At 59.4% G+C, this 16,796-nt stretch carries 12 protein-coding genes and 1 pseudogene; 12 read left to right on the top strand and 1 reads right to left on the bottom strand.

Translation table 11 applies throughout. The features are described from left to right. Positions 1 to 6 precede the first annotated feature (6 nt). The 12 genes and pseudogenes from SB725_RS21295 (at position 7) to SB725_RS21240 (ending at position 16,167) form a co-directional block, all read left to right on the top strand. Positions 7 to 1,443, top strand: a complete 1,437-nt coding sequence (locus tag SB725_RS21295) for a sigma-54-dependent transcriptional regulator (RefSeq protein ID WP_027924153.1) — start codon at positions 7 to 9, stop codon at positions 1,441 to 1,443. Between the two features lie 739 nt (positions 1,444 to 2,182). Beyond that, positions 2,183 to 3,583 carry a polynucleotide adenylyltransferase PcnB gene (locus SB725_RS21290; protein WP_027924154.1) on the top strand — a complete coding sequence of 467 codons (1,401 nt, stop codon included), beginning with the start codon at positions 2,183 to 2,185 and terminating at the stop codon, positions 3,581 to 3,583. Positions 3,584 to 3,586: 3 nt separating this feature from the next. Then, positions 3,587 to 4,072, top strand: coding sequence for a 2-amino-4-hydroxy-6-hydroxymethyldihydropteridine diphosphokinase (gene folK / locus SB725_RS21285; RefSeq protein WP_410922558.1), 486 nt, complete (start codon positions 3,587 to 3,589; stop codon positions 4,070 to 4,072). A gap of 365 nt (positions 4,073 to 4,437) precedes the next feature. Continuing rightward, complete coding sequence (gene panB / locus SB725_RS21280) at positions 4,438 to 5,238, top strand: 3-methyl-2-oxobutanoate hydroxymethyltransferase (RefSeq protein WP_027924156.1); 801 nt, start codon at positions 4,438 to 4,440, stop codon at positions 5,236 to 5,238. Further along, entirely contained in the window at positions 5,235 to 6,095 is an 861-nt protein-coding gene (panC, locus tag SB725_RS21275; protein WP_027924157.1) for a pantoate--beta-alanine ligase, read from the top strand. The genes panB and panC overlap by 4 nt, the downstream gene beginning before the upstream one ends. A 196-nt stretch (positions 6,096 to 6,291) precedes the next feature. Beyond that, a complete protein-coding gene (panD, locus tag SB725_RS21270; protein WP_003228271.1) occupies positions 6,292 to 6,672 on the top strand; it encodes an aspartate 1-decarboxylase in 381 nt (126 codons plus the stop codon). A gap of 229 nt (positions 6,673 to 6,901) precedes the next feature. Next, complete coding sequence (pgi, locus tag SB725_RS21265; protein WP_027924158.1) at positions 6,902 to 8,566, top strand: glucose-6-phosphate isomerase; 1,665 nt, start codon at positions 6,902 to 6,904, stop codon at positions 8,564 to 8,566. 227 nt (positions 8,567 to 8,793) lie between these two features. Beyond that, positions 8,794 to 10,730 (top strand): annotated as a pseudogene (gene acs, locus SB725_RS21260) (acetate--CoA ligase). A gap of 50 nt (positions 10,731 to 10,780) precedes the next feature. Next, the gene (locus SB725_RS21255) at positions 10,781 to 11,653 is read left to right on the top strand and encodes an oxygenase MpaB family protein (RefSeq protein WP_027924160.1); all 873 of its coding nucleotides are present in this window, start codon (positions 10,781 to 10,783) and stop codon (positions 11,651 to 11,653) included. Positions 11,654 to 11,809: 156 nt separating this feature from the next. After that, on the top strand, positions 11,810 to 12,826 hold the full coding sequence (locus tag SB725_RS21250; protein WP_059182146.1) for a class I SAM-dependent rRNA methyltransferase: 1,017 nt from the start codon (positions 11,810 to 11,812) through the stop codon (positions 12,824 to 12,826). Positions 12,827 to 12,919: 93 nt separating this feature from the next. Beyond that, positions 12,920 to 15,871 (top strand): DUF748 domain-containing protein, encoded by a 2,952-nt coding sequence (locus tag SB725_RS21245; protein ID WP_032833554.1) that lies wholly within the window; start codon positions 12,920 to 12,922, stop codon positions 15,869 to 15,871. Between the two features lie 35 nt (positions 15,872 to 15,906). Then, positions 15,907 to 16,167 carry a DUF2845 domain-containing protein gene (locus SB725_RS21240; RefSeq protein WP_050590206.1) on the top strand — a complete coding sequence of 87 codons (261 nt, stop codon included), beginning with the start codon at positions 15,907 to 15,909 and terminating at the stop codon, positions 16,165 to 16,167. A gap of 181 nt (positions 16,168 to 16,348) precedes the next feature. On the opposite strand, the gene SB725_RS21235 is transcribed toward SB725_RS21240, so the two are convergent. Further along, on the bottom strand, positions 16,349 to 16,702 hold the full coding sequence (locus SB725_RS21235) for a BON domain-containing protein (RefSeq protein ID WP_027924164.1): 354 nt from the start codon (positions 16,700 to 16,702) through the stop codon (positions 16,349 to 16,351). Positions 16,703 to 16,796: the final 94 nt, after the last annotated feature.

The raw sequence follows: 16,796 nt of genomic DNA, 5'->3' as shown, positions 1-16,796 counted from the left end.
GAATCAATGCCGCACATTTTGATCGTCGAAGACGAAACAATTATCCGCTCCGCCTTGCGCCGCCTGCTGGAACGTAACCAGTACCAGGTCAGCGAAGCCGGTTCAGTGCAGGAAGCACAAGAACGCTTCACCATTCCCACGTTCGACCTGATCGTCAGTGACCTGCGTCTGCCAGGCGCTCCGGGCACCGAGTTGATCAAACTCGGCCAGGGCACGCCGGTGCTGATCATGACCAGCTACGCCAGCCTGCGTTCGGCGGTCGACTCGATGAAGATGGGCGCGGTGGACTACATCGCCAAGCCTTTCGATCACGATGAAATGCTCCAGGCTGTCGCCCGCATCCTGCGTGATCGGCAATCGTTGCCGGCCGGTGGCGAAATGCCTGCTGGCAAAGCCACCAACGGCGCGGCGAAAGCGGGCGTCGACAACAGCAACGGCGAAATCGGCATCATTGGTTCGTGCCCGCCGATGCAGGACCTTTACAGCAAAATCCGTAAAGTCGCGCCGACCGATTCCAACGTGTTGATCCAGGGCGAATCCGGCACCGGTAAAGAACTGGTGGCGCGTGCCCTGCACAACCTGTCCAAGCGCGCCAAGGCGCCGATGATTTCGGTGAACTGCGCGGCCATTCCGGAAAGCCTGATCGAGTCCGAGCTGTTCGGTCACGAAAAAGGTGCGTTCACCGGCGCCAGCGCCGGGCGAGCCGGTCTGGTGGAAGCAGCGGACGGTGGCACGCTGTTCCTCGACGAGATCGGCGAACTGCCTCTGGAAGCCCAGGCCCGTTTGCTGCGCGTGTTGCAGGAAGGCGAAATTCGCCGTGTGGGTTCGGTTCAATCGCAAAAGGTCGATGTACGTTTGATCGCCGCGACGCACCGGGACCTCAAGAGCCTGGCGAAAATCGGCCAGTTCCGTGAAGACTTGTATTACCGCCTTCACGTCATCGCCCTGAAACTGCCTGCCTTGCGCGAGCGTGGTGCGGACGTCAACGAAATCGCCAATGCCTTCCTGGCGCGACAGAGCGCGCGGGTCAACCGCACCGATCTGAAATTCGCCCCGGATGCCGAACAGGCGATTCGTCATTACTCTTGGCCCGGTAACGTTCGCGAGCTGGAAAACGCTGTCGAGCGCGCGGTGATCCTGTGCGAGAGCCCGGAAATTTCTGCCGAGCTGTTGGGTATCGACATCGAATTGAGTGGCCTGGAAGAGGACGAGTTCATCGGCCTGGCACCGCAACAGGGCAACAATGGCAGTAACACCAGCCATGAGCCGACCGAAGACTTGTCGCTGGAAGACTATTTCCAGCATTTCGTCCTCGAGCATCAGGACCATATGACCGAAACCGAGCTGGCGCGCAAACTCGGGGTCAGCCGCAAATGCCTGTGGGAGCGTCGTCAGCGCCTGGGCATCCCGCGGCGCAAGACCGGGGTCGCCAGCGAAAGCTGAATGTCACCTGTCCGAGGTGTGGGTAACACGTGACTTCGTGAAAAAACTGTTACCCCAGATTTTTCACGTAACAGAAGCCGGGGCTTACGGTAACGAAGCCCCGGCTTTTTTTGGCCTCCAAAAACCCCACGGACCGACCTAACCCCTTGTTTTACTGGGGTTCGCAAAAGTTGGCACGCACCCTGCTATATGTTTGGTACAAGAACAATAACAAGCAATGCATAACATAATAAAAATAAGACGAATCGACTCACGCACAATAAAAACAAGACGGCGAGAGGCGCAGCTAACTGATTCTTTTGGAGAGGCGTTGTATTTGGGGCTTGCCCCACGACCAGGCCGAGAATAATAAAAAACTGTCCTAAGACAGTGCCTGAACTGGTTGGATCGCAAGATCACTGCAGCACAGCGACCAAAGCAATCCGTTTGCTCTTGGCTCCCGATTGGGAGGGTCATGAAGGAAAAGCTTCATGACGAGGGCACTTAACAAAAACAAAAAGCCCGAAACCAATAATAAAAATAGAGCATGCAACTACTTCTTGGGGAGCTTCGGCTCCCCTTGTAGTTTCTACGATTCGAAAAACCTGCCCCAATCTGCTTTGTTTTTCGCTGGAAGCCTGCGGCTTACAGCTCATATCTGCTGTGTCCTACACCATCCCTCGACTAAATGCTAGAATCCCCGCCCATCATGCGGTCATTCTTCTGTTATGGCCGAACATTCCTTCAAACAGTGCATCCCATGCTGAAGAAGCTGTTCCAGTCATTCCGTTCTCCCAAGCGTCATACGCAACACATTCGCAGTACGCCTGAAGTGCTCAACAGCGGCCAACACTCGCTGCAAAAGGCCCAATTCAGCCGTTACGCGGTGAATATCGTCGAACGCCTGCAGAACGCCGGTTACCAGGCTTACCTGGTCGGCGGCTGCGTGCGTGACATGCTGCTCGGCATCACGCCGAAAGATTTCGACGTCGCCACCAGTGCCACACCTGAACAGGTGCGCGCCGAATTCCGCAATGCGCGGATCATCGGTCGCCGATTCAAACTGGTGCACATTCACTTCGGTCGCGAAATCATCGAAGTGGCGACCTTCCGCGCCAATCACCCGCAAAACGACGAGGAAGAAGACAGCAACCAGTCTTCCCGTAATGAAAGCGGGCGCATCCTGCGCGATAACGTCTACGGCACCCTGGAAGAAGACGCGCAACGCCGCGACTTCACCATCAACGCGCTGTATTACGATCCGGTCAGCGAGCGCATTCTCGATTACGCCAACGGCGTACACGACATCCGCAATCATCTGATCCGCCTGATTGGCGACCCGAAACAGCGCTACCAGGAAGACCCGGTACGGATGCTGCGGGCCGTGCGTTTTGCCGCCAAGCTGAATTTCGGTATCGAAAAACACAGCGCCTTGCCGATTCGCGAGCTGGCTCCGATGCTGCGCGAGATCCCGTCGGCCCGCCTGTTCGAAGAAGTGCTCAAGCTGTTCCTCTCCGGCCACGCCGCGGACACCTTCGAGATGCTGGTCGACCTGCAGCTGTTCGATCCGCTGTTCCCCGCCAGTGCCGAGGCGCTGGAATACAACCCGACGTACACCCACACCCTGATCAGCGATGCGCTGGTCAACACGGACCTGCGCATCAAGCAGAACAAACCGGTGACCCCGGCGTTCCTGTTTGCCGCCCTGTTGTGGCCTGCCCTGCCGGCTCGCGTCTTGCGCCTGCAAGAACGTGGCATGCCGCCGATTCCGGCCATGCAGGAAGCCGCTCACGAGCTGATTGCCGAACAGTGCCAACGCATCGCCATCCCGAAACGCTTCACCATGCCGATCCGCGAAATCTGGGACATGCAGGAGCGCCTGCCACGTCGTAGCGGCAAGCGCGCCGATCTGTTGCTGGAGAATCCGCGGTTCCGTGCCGGTTACGACTTCCTGCTGCTGCGCGAAAGCGCCGGTGAGCAGACCGATGGCCTGGGCGAATGGTGGACAGATTATCAGGACGCCAACGACAGCGAACGTCGCGACATGATCCGCGACCTCAGCGGCAAGGAAGACGGCACCGGTGCACCGCGCAAACGTCGCCGCAGCGGTGGCGCCAAGCGTAAACGCGCCGCCGGCGCACCGAGCGTCTCGGGCGAGTAATCCATGGAACGCATCTACATCGGCATGGGCAGCAATCTGGCTGACCCCGCCGAACAATTGCGCAGCGCCGTCGAAGCGCTGGCGCGGTTACCGCAAACCGAGCTGGTCGGGGTGTCCGCTTTCTATCAAAGCGACTCGCTGCTACCCGGCCAACCGCGCTACACCAACGCGGTCGCCGCCCTCGACAGCACACTCGCGCCGCTGGACCTGCTCGATGCGCTGCAAGCCATCGAGAATGGCCAGGGTCGCGAGCGCCTGGAACGTTGGGGGCCTCGTACGCTGGATCTGGACATCGTGCTGTTTGGCGATCGACTGATCGATGAGCCTCGGCTCAAAGTCCCTCACTATCATATGCAGGAACGGGCCTTCGTCCTGTATCCACTGGCCGAACTGGCGCCTGCGGATTTGCGCTTGGCCGATGGCCGCCACCTCAGCGAATTACTTGCAGCCTGCCCGCTCGTCGGCCTGGAACGCCTCCCCAAAAATTGACCCTATCCCCCTGTAGGCGTGAGCCTGCTCGCGATGGCGTCCTGACATTCACCCAAGATGTTGACTGTCAGGACGCCATCGCGAGCAGGCTCACGCCTACATTGGTTTTTGTGTTGAAGCCAAAATCCGTTGCTGAATCGCATCAGTTACCCCGGTAACACCCCTGTCGTAACAATGCGGTAACACATGCAATTGACTTCCCGAGTTCTCCTCACGACTATAGGCGTCCCGCTGCCGCCAACACGGCGTTGAAGGGCGCAATCCAGGCCGTAAAAGCACGACAACAGACCGTGCGCCTGTATTTAACGAAGAATCACGCGCGTTACTCGCAGTAGTTTCCACAGCGCCTGAATGAGGATCTTTTCATGCCAGCCATCACCCTGACCACTCTGCAAGGTCTGAAGCAAAAAGGTGAAAAAATCACCATGCTGACCTGCTATGACGCGACCTTCGCCCACGCCTGTAATGAGGCTGGCGTCGAAGTGCTGCTGGTGGGCGACTCCCTCGGCATGGTTTTGCAGGGCCACGACAGCACCCTGCCCGTGACGACTGCAGAGATGGCTTATCACGTCGCAGCCGTCAAACGCGGCAACACCGATGCGCTCATCCTCGCCGACCTGCCCTTCATGGCCTACGCCACCACCGAACAAGCCATGACCAACAGCGCGCTGTTGATGCAGGCCGGTGCGCACATGGTCAAGGTAGAAGGCGCATTGTGGCTGGCGGACTCGATTCGCCTGCTGGCCGAGCGCGGCATCCCGGTGTGCGCGCACCTGGGGCTGACGCCGCAATCGGTGAACATCCTGGGCGGATACAAAGTCCAGGGCCGTAACGAAAACCAGGCGCGACAGATGCGTGCCGATGCGATTTCGCTGGAGCAGGCCGGCGCCGCCATGCTGCTGTTGGAGTGCGTACCCAGCGAACTGGCTGAAGAAATCACCCAGGCCGTGAAGATTCCGGTCATTGGTATCGGCGCTGGCAATAGCACCGACGGCCAGGTGCTGGTCCTGCACGACATGCTGGGCTTGTCGATTACCGGTCGCGTGCCAAAATTCGTGAAGAACTTCATGACCGGCCAGCCCACCCTTCAAGCAGCCCTGAGTGCTTACGTAACTGAAGTCAAAGCGGCGACTTTTCCAGGCATCGAACACGGATTTTCTGCATGAACACCGTAAAAACCGTACGCGAACTGCGGGCCGCCGTGGCCCGTGCCCGCAGCGAAGGCAAGCGCATCGGCTTCGTGCCGACCATGGGCAACCTGCACAGCGGTCATGTTGCACTGATTACCAAAGCCTCCCAGCGGGTGGATTTTGTGGTCGCGAGCATTTTCGTCAACCCGCTGCAATTCGGCGCCGGCGAAGACCTCGACAAGTACCCGCGCACCCTCGCCGCCGACCAGGAGAAACTGCTCCAGGCCGGTTGTCACCTGCTGTTTGCGCCGACCGTTGAAGAAATGTACCCGGACGGCATGGCCGGCCAGACGCGTGTCAGCGTTCCGCTGCTGTCAGAAGGCCTGTGCGGCGCCAGCCGTCCGGGGCATTTCGAAGGTGTGGCGACGGTGGTCAGCAAGCTGTTCAACATGGTCCAGCCGGACCTGGCGATTTTCGGCCAAAAAGATTATCAGCAACTGGCTGTGATCAAGTCCCTGGTGCATGACTTGAACATGCCGATCCAGATCATTGGCGAACCGACCGTCCGCGCGGCCGATGGCCTGGCGCTGTCGTCGCGCAATGGCTTTCTCAGCGAAGAACAGCGTGCCGTGGCACCGGTGGTCTACCGCACCCTGAGTTCAATTGCCGACGCGATCAAACAGGGTGACCGGGATTTCCCGGCGCTGATCGACGCGCAAATCAAGCAGCTCGAAGCCGCGGGATTGCGCACCGACTACCTGGAGATTCGCCATGCGCTGACCTTGCGCCCGGCGACGCCGGAAGATCGTGACCTGGTGATTCTGGTGGCGGCGTTCCTGGGCACCACGCGGTTGATCGACAACCTGCACCTGAACCTCGACGCGCTCGCCTAAACACCAGCAAACCCTGTGGGAGCGAGCTTGCTCGCGATAGCGGTGGATCAGCCAACATCAATGTTGAATGTTGATCCGCTATCGCGAGCAAGCTCGCTCCCACAGGGGTTAAGCAGTGGTTAAACACACTGTATTGCTGCCTCCAAAGCCTTCGGGCAAACTGCCCGCCGTTCGATTCCGACCTGGGGAAACACTCATGCACGCCATCATGCTCAAGGCCAAGCTGCATCGCGCCGAAGTTACCCACGCTGTACTTGATTACGAAGGTTCCTGCGCCATCGACGGCGAATGGCTGGACTTGTCCGGCATCCGCGAATACGAGCAAATCCAGATCTATAACGTCGACAACGGCGAACGCTTCACCACCTACGCCATCCGTGGCGAAGAAGGCTCGCGCATGATCTCGGTCAACGGCGCCGCAGCTCACAAGGCCAAGGTCGGTGACCGCGTAATCATCTGCGCTTACGCTCATTACAGCGAAGCCGAGCTGCTCAACTTCAAGCCGCGCATGCTCTACATGGCACCAGGCAATGAACTGAGCCACACCAGCAATGCCATTCCGGTCCAGGTCGCCTGATCGAGCCGTAGCCCTGTCTTTTTTCCGTTTGTCGGCCGCTTCAAACTTTGATGTTAAAAAAGTACCGGAAACAGGTCAGACAAAGTCAAGACAGATCAAGGCGCGGGGTTTACTGTATTCGCCCTGCGCCATGAAATCGTGTCGACGCAGTTGACCGGACGCCGACCCGCAGCGCTCCGGGATTTTTAGTGTTCAAAAAGCCGTTCAAGTAAAAAGGAAACCCGCAGCGATGGCGTACTACCGCACTCCTCACGACGTGACCGCTCTGCCCGCCTGGCAGGCGTTGAATGATCACCGCCAAGCCATGCAGGATTTCAGCATGCGCGAAGCCTTTAATGCCGACCCGCAGCGCTTTACCCAATTCACCCTGAGCAGCTGCGGGCTGTTTCTCGATTACTCGAAAAACCTGATCAACGCCGAGACCCGCAACCTGCTGGTGGGCCTGGCCAATGAAGTCGACCTCAAGGGCGCGATCAAGTCGCTGTTCGAAGGCGAAATCGTCAACGCCTCCGAAGGTCGTCCGGCCCTGCACACCGCACTGCGCCGCCCGGTGGGCGACAAGCTGTCGGTCAACGGTGTCAACGTGATGCCGGAAGTGCACAAAGTGCTGAACCAGATCACCGACCTCGTGGGCCGCATCCACGACGGTTTGTGGCGCGGTTACACCGAGAAGCCGATCACCGACGTGGTGAACATCGGCATCGGTGGTTCGTTCCTCGGCCCTGAGCTGGTGTCCGAGGCGCTGCTGTCCTACGCCCAGAAAGGCGTGCGGTGCCACTACCTGGCGAACATCGACGGCAGTGAGTTCCACGAACTGACCCAGAAGCTGCGCGCCGAAACCACGCTGTTCATCGTGTCATCGAAGTCTTTCAACACCCTCGAAACCCTGAAGAATGCCCAGGCCGCACGCGCCTGGTATCTGGCTCAGGGCGGTTCGGAAGCCGAGCTGTATCGTCACTTCATCGCCGTATCGAGCAACAATGCGGCCGCCGTGGCGTTTGGCATTCGCGAAGAAAACATTTTCCCGATGTGGGACTGGGTCGGCGGCCGTTACTCGCTGTGGTCGGCCATCGGTTTGCCGATTGCCCTGGCCATCGGCATGTCGAACTTCAAGGAACTGCTGTCCGGTGCCTACACCATGGACCAGCATTTCCAGACCGCGCCATTCGAACAGAACATGCCAGTGCTGCTGGCCCTGCTCGGCGTGTGGTACGGCAACTTCTGGGGCGCGCAAAGCCACGCGATCCTGCCGTACGACCACTATCTGCGTAACATCACCAAGCACTTGCAACAGCTGGACATGGAATCCAACGGCAAGAGCGTGCGTCAGGACGGCACCCCGGTGTCCACCGACACCGGTCCGGTGATCTGGGGCGGCGTCGGTTGCAACGGTCAACACGCCTATCATCAGTTGCTGCACCAAGGCACCCAACTGATTCCGGCCGACTTCATTGTGCCGATCGTCAGCTTCAACCCGGTGTCCGACCACCACCAGTGGCTGTACGCCAACTGCCTGTCACAGAGTCAGGCGCTGATGCTCGGCAAGACCCTTGCCGAAGCGGAAGCCGAACTGCGTGACAAAGGCATGAGCGAAGAAGACGTGAAGAAACTGGCGTCGCACAAAGTGATCCCGGGCAACCGTCCGAGCAACACCCTGGTGGTTGAACGAATCAGTCCGCGTCGCCTCGGCGCACTGGTGGCGATGTACGAACACAAAGTCTTCGTGCAAAGCGTGATCTGGGGCATCAACGCCTTCGATCAGTGGGGTGTGGAGCTGGGTAAAGAACTGGGTAAAGGCGTCTACAACCGCCTGGTCGGCAGCGAAGAAACGCCTGCTGACGATGCCTCGACCCAAGGCCTGATCAACTATTTCCGCGGCCGTCACCGCGGTTGATCTGACGCCTTGCCCACAGGGTTGAAACATAAACCCTGTGGGCAACACCATCCCCCTGCAGGAGTGAGCCTGCTTGCGATAACGGTTTGTCATTCAACATTAATGTTGGCTGATCCACCGCCATCGGGAGCAGGCTCACTCCTGCAGTTGTTTTGTGTATGACTTGAACCCGTTGACCGCTCGGCGCATCTTTATTACTTGTCGCAAAACAAGCATAAGGAACCGTCATGTTCGATATCAGCACGTTCCCCAAAGCCGATGCCGTCCGCCGGGCTGCGCATTTGAGTCAAGACGACTATCACCGCCTGTACCGCGAATCCATCGAACACCCCACCACTTTCTGGGCCGAACAAGCCTCGCGCTTTCTCGACTGGAGCACGCCGTGGGACACCGTCCAGCGCTATAACCTGAAAACCGGTGAAGCCAGCTGGTTTGCTGGCGGCAAGCTGAACGTCAGCTACAACTGCATCGACCGTCATCTGGCACAGCGCGGCGAGCAAATCGCCATTATCTGGGAAGGCGACGATCCCGCCGAATCCGCACAGATCACCTACAAAAAACTCCACCACAACGTCTGCCGCCTGGCCAACGTGCTCAAAAGCCGAGGCGTAAAGAAAGGCGACCGCGTCTGCATCTACATGCCGATGATTCCTGAAGCCGCTTACGCCATGCTCGCCTGCACACGAATCGGCGCGGTGCATTCGGTGGTCTTCGGTGGTTTTTCCCCGGACTCAGTGCGCGACCGGATTCTCGATGCCGATTGCCGCACCGTGATCACCGCCGATGAAGGCTGCGCGGCGGCAAATTCGTACCGCTGAAAGAGAAAGTCGACAAGGCGCTGGAGAGTTGCCCGAACGTCAGCACCGTCATCGTGGTCGAGCGCACACAAGGCAAAGTGAATTGGGTTGAAGGGCGCGACCTCTGGTATCACCAGGCCCTGCGCGATGTCAGCGACGATTGCCCGCCAGAGCCGATGGACGCCGAAGACCCGCTGTTCATCCTCTACACCTCCGGGAGCACCGGCAAGCCCAAAGGCGTGTTGCACACCACCGGCGGTTATCTGCTGCAAGCGGCGATGACCTTCAAATACGTGCTCGACTACCGTGATAACGAAGTGTTCTGGTGCACCGCCGATGTCGGCTGGGTCACCGGCCATAGCTACATCGTTTATGGCCCGCTGGCCAACGGCGCGACCACGCTGATCTTTGAAGGTGTGCCAAGCTACCCGACCAGCTCGCGGTTCTGGCAAGTCATCGACAAGCACCACGTGAACATTTTCTACACCGCGCCCACTGCGTTGCGTTCGCTGATGCGCGAAGGGCCGGAACCGTTGAAGGAAACGTCCCGCGCCAGCCTCAGATTACTCGGCAGCGTCGGTGAGCCGATCAACCCGGAGGCGTGGGATTGGTACTTCAATGCGGTCGGTGAACAACGTTGCCCGATAGTCGATACCTGGTGGCAGACTGAAACCGGCGGCATCATGCTCAGCCCGCTGGTCAGTGCGCAACGGATCAAACCGGGTTGCGCCACGCAGCCCATGTTCGGCGTGCAACCAGTGTTGCTCGATGAAACGGGCAAGGAAATCAAAGGCGCTGGCAGCGGCGTGCTGGCGATCAAATCCAGCTGGCCGGCGCAGATCCGCAGTGTCTACGGCGACCCGCAACGAATGGTCGACACCTACTTCAAACCCTACCCCGGTTATTACTTTACCGGCGACGGCGCGCGACGCGATGAGGACGGCGATTACTGGATCACCGGGCGTATCGACGACGTGATCAACGTCTCCGGCCACCGTATCGGCACCGCCGAAGTGGAAAGTGCCCTGGTGCTGCATGACAGCATCGCCGAAGCCGCCGTGGTCGGTTACCCCCACGACCTCAAGGGCCAGGGCATCTACGCCTTCGTCACCCCGATGAACGGCACCGAACCCAGCGACGAACTGAAGAAAGAACTGCTGGCCCACGTCAGCAAGGAAATCGGCAGCTTCGCCAAACCGGACTTGATCCAATGGGCCCCGGCCTTGCCGAAAACCCGCTCGGGCAAGATCATGCGGCGTATCCTGCGCAAGATCGCCTGCAACGAACTGGACACCCTGGGCGATACGTCGACCCTGGCTGATCCGAGTGTTGTTCAGGACCTGGTCGATAAACGCCTGAACCAATAAGCCCGACGCGGCCAGCCATGGCCGCGTTTCATTTTCGCCACTGAGTCGCCATGGAATTTATCCGCACCCGCATCGAAACCCAGGTCATGAGCCTGTCCGGTCTGTCCCTCGGCAAGCTCGACCTGGAAAACCCCAAGGGCGATCCGGGCCTGTTCGGCCCCGATTCGGTGAGCTGGCAAGTGCATGGCGACTTCAGCAGCATGCTCATTGGCGGCATCAGTGCGCTGATGCTGCAAGCCTTGCACCCCCTGGCCCTGGCCGGGGTCTGGGACCATTCGAATTTCCGCGAGGACATGCTCGGCCGACTGCGCCGCACCGGGCAGTTCATCTCCGGCACCACGTTTGGCTCACGAAAAGATGCCGACTGGCTGATCGAGAAAGTCCGCACCATTCACCTACAAGTGACCGGCACAGCACCGGATGGTCGGCCTTATGCGGCCAGCGATCCGGACCTGCTGACCTGGGTGCACGTGGCCGAGGTCAGCAACTTCCTCGCCGCGCATTTGCGTTATCGCAATCCGCACCTGTCATTGACCGACCAGGACCGTTACTACGAAGAAATCGCGTTGATCGCCGAACGACTGGGCGCCCGTGATGTGCCCCGCTCGCGACAACAAATTGCTGATTATCTTGAGCGCATTCGCCCACAGTTGCTGTGCGATGAACGCAGCCGTGAAGTGTTGCGACTGTTGTTGAACGCGCCATCACCCAGCCGTCTGGCCAGGCCTTTCGGCGGGTTGATGATGCAGGCCGGGATCGATCTGCTGCCGGACTGGGCCAGTGACATGCTGGGCATCAGCCAGAATCCGTTGCAACGCAAACTGATCCGCGCCAGCGTCAATCGCAGTGCGCCGATGTTGCGCTGGGCGGTGCGTAATGGCTCGGTGCAGCGGGCGAAGCGGCGGATGGGGTTGCTCACCTGAAAAGCTAAAAGCTTCGCGAGCAAGCCCGACCCCACATTTGATCGGTGTCGAACACAAAATTCCTGTGGGAGCGAGCCTGCTTGCGAAGGCAGCACCTCGGTATGGCGCCAAGCTGCTAAACTCCCGCGCCAAATTCCCTCCTGCAAGGCGCCCAGCATGTCTTCCTTGAATCAGGCGCTGCGCGCCGCCCTAGAACATCGCCAGGACCTGCTTGCCGAACTGCATCAGCAAGGCACCGATTGCTATCGCCTGTTCCACGGCAGCCAGGAAGGCGCCGGCGGCCTGACCATCGACCGCTATGGTCCGCAACTGCTGGTGCAAAGCTTTCACCAGGCGCTGGAACGCGATGCGCTGCTGCAATTGCACGAGGCAATCAATCAGCATTTGGGCCTCGACACCCTGTTGGTCTACAACGACCGCTCCCGTGGCAATTCACGCATCGACCGCGAAGACACGGTCTACCGGGCCGATGAAGCCGCGCTGGCGGACCTGGTCGGCCACGAATGGGGCCTGAACTACCGTGTTCGCGGGCGTCACGCCGGCCAGGATCCCCTGCTGTTCCTCGACCTGCGCAACACCCGCGGATGGGTCAAGGCGCACAGCCAAAACAAAAGCGTGCTCAACTTGTTTGCCTACACCTGTGGCGTCGGCCTGAGTGCTGCGGCCGGTGGCGCCCGTGAGGTGTGCAACCTGGATTTCGCCGAGGGTAACCTGGCGGTCGGCCGCGAGAACGGGCTGCTCAATCCACAATTGCCCGCCATGCAATTCATCCAGTCCGATTACTTTCCGGCAATCCGCCAGTTGGCGGGCCTGCCGATCAGTCAACGACGCGGGCAGAAACTGCCGAGTTACCAGCGACTGGAACAGCGTCAGTACGATCTGGTGCTGCTCGATCCACCCGCCTGGGCCAAGAGCGCTTTCGGCACCGTCGACCTGCTGCGCGACTACCAGAGCCTGCTCAAACCCGCGCTGCTGACCACCGCCGACAACGGCGTGCTGATCTGCTGCAACAACCTGGCGAAGGTCAGCATGAACGACTGGCGCGAACAGGTGTTGCGCTGTGCAGAGAAGGCCGGACGGCCAGTACGCGAGTGGACCGTGATGACGCCGGGCGGGGATTTTCCGTCGATGGATCAACAACCTCCGCTGAAAACGCTGATCCTGCAGCTCTGAGATTCCCCCTGACTTTCAGACAAATCCTGTAAAGCGTGATGACTTCGGAACCGTAATCGCGTGCCATACTCCAAGGCACTCCGATTCAGACAGATGAAGCCGCACATGCCCAAAGGATTGATTCGCGCTATCGGCGCCTTGTTGACTGCTCTGGCTCTCTACAGCTTGCTGGGGTTTCTGATTTTGCCGGGCATCGCGTTGCGGGTTGCCAACCAGCAATTGGCCAACTACGCCACGGTGCCCGCCCACCTTCAACGGATCGAACTCAACCCGTTCAGCCTTGAAGTCACCCTTTGGGGGCTGATCATCGGCGAACCGGGCAAGGAGCAGATCGGCTTCGAACGCCTCTACGCCAATGTGCAAGTCGACAGTCTCTGGACCAAGGCCGTGCATCTGTCCGACATCGAACTGGACAAACCCAAGACCGAAATCCTCTTCGGCAAGGACGGCCAGCTCAACCTGCTCGGGTTGTTCAAACTGCCCGCGAGCGAACCGACACCTGCCGACCCGAACGCCAAACCATTTCCGCTGCGCGTGGACCGGATCAATCTCGCTGGCGGCGCGTTGCACTTCGAGGACTCGCGTCCCAGCGAACCCATCGAATTTCTCTACGACAAACTCGACTTCGAGCTGAAAAACCTCAGCACTCTGCCCGACGACAGCGCCGACATGACCTTGGTAGCCATCGGCCCCAACGGCGGCCAGGTCGACTGGACCGGCAACTTCAGCCTGATCCCGCTCGCCTCCGAAGGTAAGCTGAAAATCACCGACGGCAAGATGAAAGCCTTCTGGCCCTACGTGCGCGACGCCGTGCCCCTGGACCTCGAAAGCGGCATCATGAACCTCAGTACCGACTACAAACTCAACCTGTCCAAAGAAACCGAACTGTTGCTGAACAACGTTGCGGTCAGCATCGCGCCGTTCGCGATCAAGGCCCCGGACGGCCGACCTTTGGCGAAACTGGAACGACTGGACATCAGCGAAACCACGGTCGACCTGGCCAAGCAGCAAGTGGTGGTCGGCAAGATTCGCAGCCAGAAACTGGAAACCTGGGCCGCCCTCGAAGCCGACGGGCAACTCGACTGGCAAAAGCTGTTCGCCAGCCAGCCGTCCAAATCCGCCGCCAAAGCCAAAGCCGAACCGGCCAGTACGCCAGCGGCAGCCGACTCGCCCAAACCGGAACCGGCGCCACCGAGCAAACCGTGGCAGGTGCTGCTCAAAGACGTGCAGCTGCGCGATTACCAGGTGCATCTGGCCGACCGCAAGGCGCAGCCCCCCGTAGCGCTGGAAGTCGGCCCGTTGAATCTGGACTTGCAGAACTTCGACAGCCTTAATGGCTCACCTTTCAATCTCAAGCTCGACACCGGCGTGGGTAAACAGGGCAAGCTCCTGGCAGACGGCGTGGTCAATCTCGCCCCGATCAGCGCCAAACTGAAGGTACAGACCAAAGACATTGACCTGCGTATCGCACAGTCCTACATCACCCCGTTCATTCGCCTGGAACTGCGCAGCGGCATGCTGGGCAGTGATCTGGCGGTCGATCTGAAAAGCACCGAGCCGTTGGCGTTCAGCGTCACCGGTCGTGCACAGGTCGATCAGTTGCACACCCTCGACACCCTTAAAACCCGCGACTTCCTCAAGTGGCAACAACTGGTGCTCGAAGGCCTGAATTATCAGCACGGCGACAGCCTGTCGATCGACAAGGTCAACCTGTTCCAGCCGTATGCGCGCTTCATGATCAACGATGATCGCACCACCAACATCGATGACCTGCTGATCCCGCAACCGCCCGATAGCGGCGCCAAAACCGCAGCGGCCAAACCGGCCAGCAAAGACAAACCCCTGGGCATTCACATCGGCGGCATTGCCATCAATGACGGTTCGGCGAACTTCGCCGACTTCAGCCTGACACCGAACTTCGCCACCGCCATCCAACAGCTCAACGGACAGATCGGCACCATCGACAGCCGTCAGGCGAAACCGGCCAGCGTGGACGTCAAGGGCAAGGTTGACCGTTATGCGCCGGTGACCATCAAGGGCGCAGTCAATCCGTTCGACCCAATGGCCAGTCTCGACATCGCGACCAGTTTCAAACGGGTGGAACTGACCACGCTGACGCCCTACTCCGGCAAATTCGCCGGGTATCGCATCCGCAAGGGCCGGCTCAATCTTGATGTGCATTACTTGATAACCAAAGGCCAGCTCAAAGCCGAAAACAAAGTGGTGATCGAGCAATTGCAACTCGGTGAAAAGGTCGACAGCCCGGATGCCGTAAGCCTGCCGCTGAAACTGGCGATTGCCTTGCTCAAGGATGTCGATGGCAAGATTTCCATCGAGTTGCCGGTCACTGGCGACCTCAATAATCCGCAGTTCAGCATCATGCCGATTGTCTGGCAGACTCTGCGCAACCTGATCGTCAAAGCGGCCGCTGCGCCGTTCAAACTGATTGGCGGACTGGTCAGTGGCGGCGGTTCCGAGGACTTGGGCACCGTGTCGTTCGCGCCGGGTTCAAGCGATTTGAGCAAGGACGCTGAAGGCGCCCTGGTCAAACTGTCCCAAGCCTTGAAGGAACGTCCAGCCCTGCGCCTGGAAATCGAAGGCACGGCCGCCGCCAGCAGCGACGGCCCGCTGATTGCCGAGCAACGCCTGGAACGTGAATACCAGTACAACTACTACAAAATGCTCCAGCGTCGTGGCGACAAGGTGCCGGCCCAGGCTTCGTTGCTCGAGGTCCCGGAGAACGAGAAAGGCCCGCTGCTGGAAGGCATCTACCGCACACGCCTGAAGACCCAGCCGCCAGCCGAATGGAAGGACCTGGGCAAGGAAGAACGCACCGCGAAAATGCGCGCCGACGTGATCAAGTTCTGGAGCACCAGCGATGTGCTGTTGCGTCAGTTGGGGCAGGAGCGCGCCAGCAGCATCAAGGACTATCTGGTGGATAAGGGTCAGTTGGCCGATGACCGTGTGTACTTCATCGACGCCAACCTTGGCGAAGCCGAAAGTGATGGCCGGGTGGTAACGCCGCTGCATCTGGACGCGGAGTGATCGTGAGGCGATTGCTGGCGGGCCTGGCCCTGGTGATGGTTGCCAGCCAGGCCTCGGCGGCCGATACGCTGCGCTGCGGCAGTCAATTGATCAGCGTTGGGGACAGGTCCAGCGAAGTGCTGCAGAAGTGCGGGGAACCGGTCAGCCGCGATGTGCTGGGCTACAAACGCAGTGCCAACCGACGCGAAGAGTTTCAGGTGGAAGAATGGACGTACGGGCCCAATGGCGGGATGTACCAGTTCCTGCGGTTTGAAGGGAATCGCCTGAGGCAGATCACCAGCAAGCGCGGCAACTGAACTTCACCACTCCTACATTTTGATTTTGGGTGCCGCAAATAGAACAGGCCCCCGACACGAATGTCGGAGGCCTGTAATGGCCACATCCTTATGGCCGTTCGCATGAACTCCTAAGAAGCGGCAGGCGTATTACTCAGCCCGTCTGCCACACCTTCTCCCGGTCCAGGCGAGAAGTCTTGCCTTACTCGGCTTTCAGGCCGTCAGCGGAGACCGCTTTGACGCCTTTGATTTTCTTGGTGATCGCCACGGCGGTGGCTTTCTGGGAATCAGTCACTGCAACAGTGGACGACAGCGACACAACACCTTTGTTGGTTTCAACTTTGATGTCGGTACCAGGAATGCCTTTTTCGGTCAGCAGGTCGCTTTTGACTTTGGTAGTGATCCAGGTATCGGAAGTAGCTTCCTCGGCCTTGGTCATTTCACCAGCAGCCAAGGTCATTGGCGCTTGAGTGGTGGTGGTCTGTGCGAATGCCACGTTGGCCATGGTCAGGGTCAGCGCGGTAGCAGTAGCGGCAGCGATAGCGAACTTCTTCATACGAGTAACTCCTGTTTTTCTAGAAAGTCTGCTGGTTGTCTTCTCAGCAGGGTTACTGAGTATGTTGCGAACGCTGTGCCAACTTTGAGACAAC

The organism is Pseudomonas sp. SIMBA_041 (assembly GCF_046535095.1).
In the GTDB taxonomy this organism is placed as follows: Bacteria; Pseudomonadota; Gammaproteobacteria; order Pseudomonadales; family Pseudomonadaceae; genus Aquipseudomonas; species Aquipseudomonas mucoides.
Note: the sequence above shows the minus strand (reverse complement) of the source record. Positions and strands in the feature narration are given on the sequence as shown.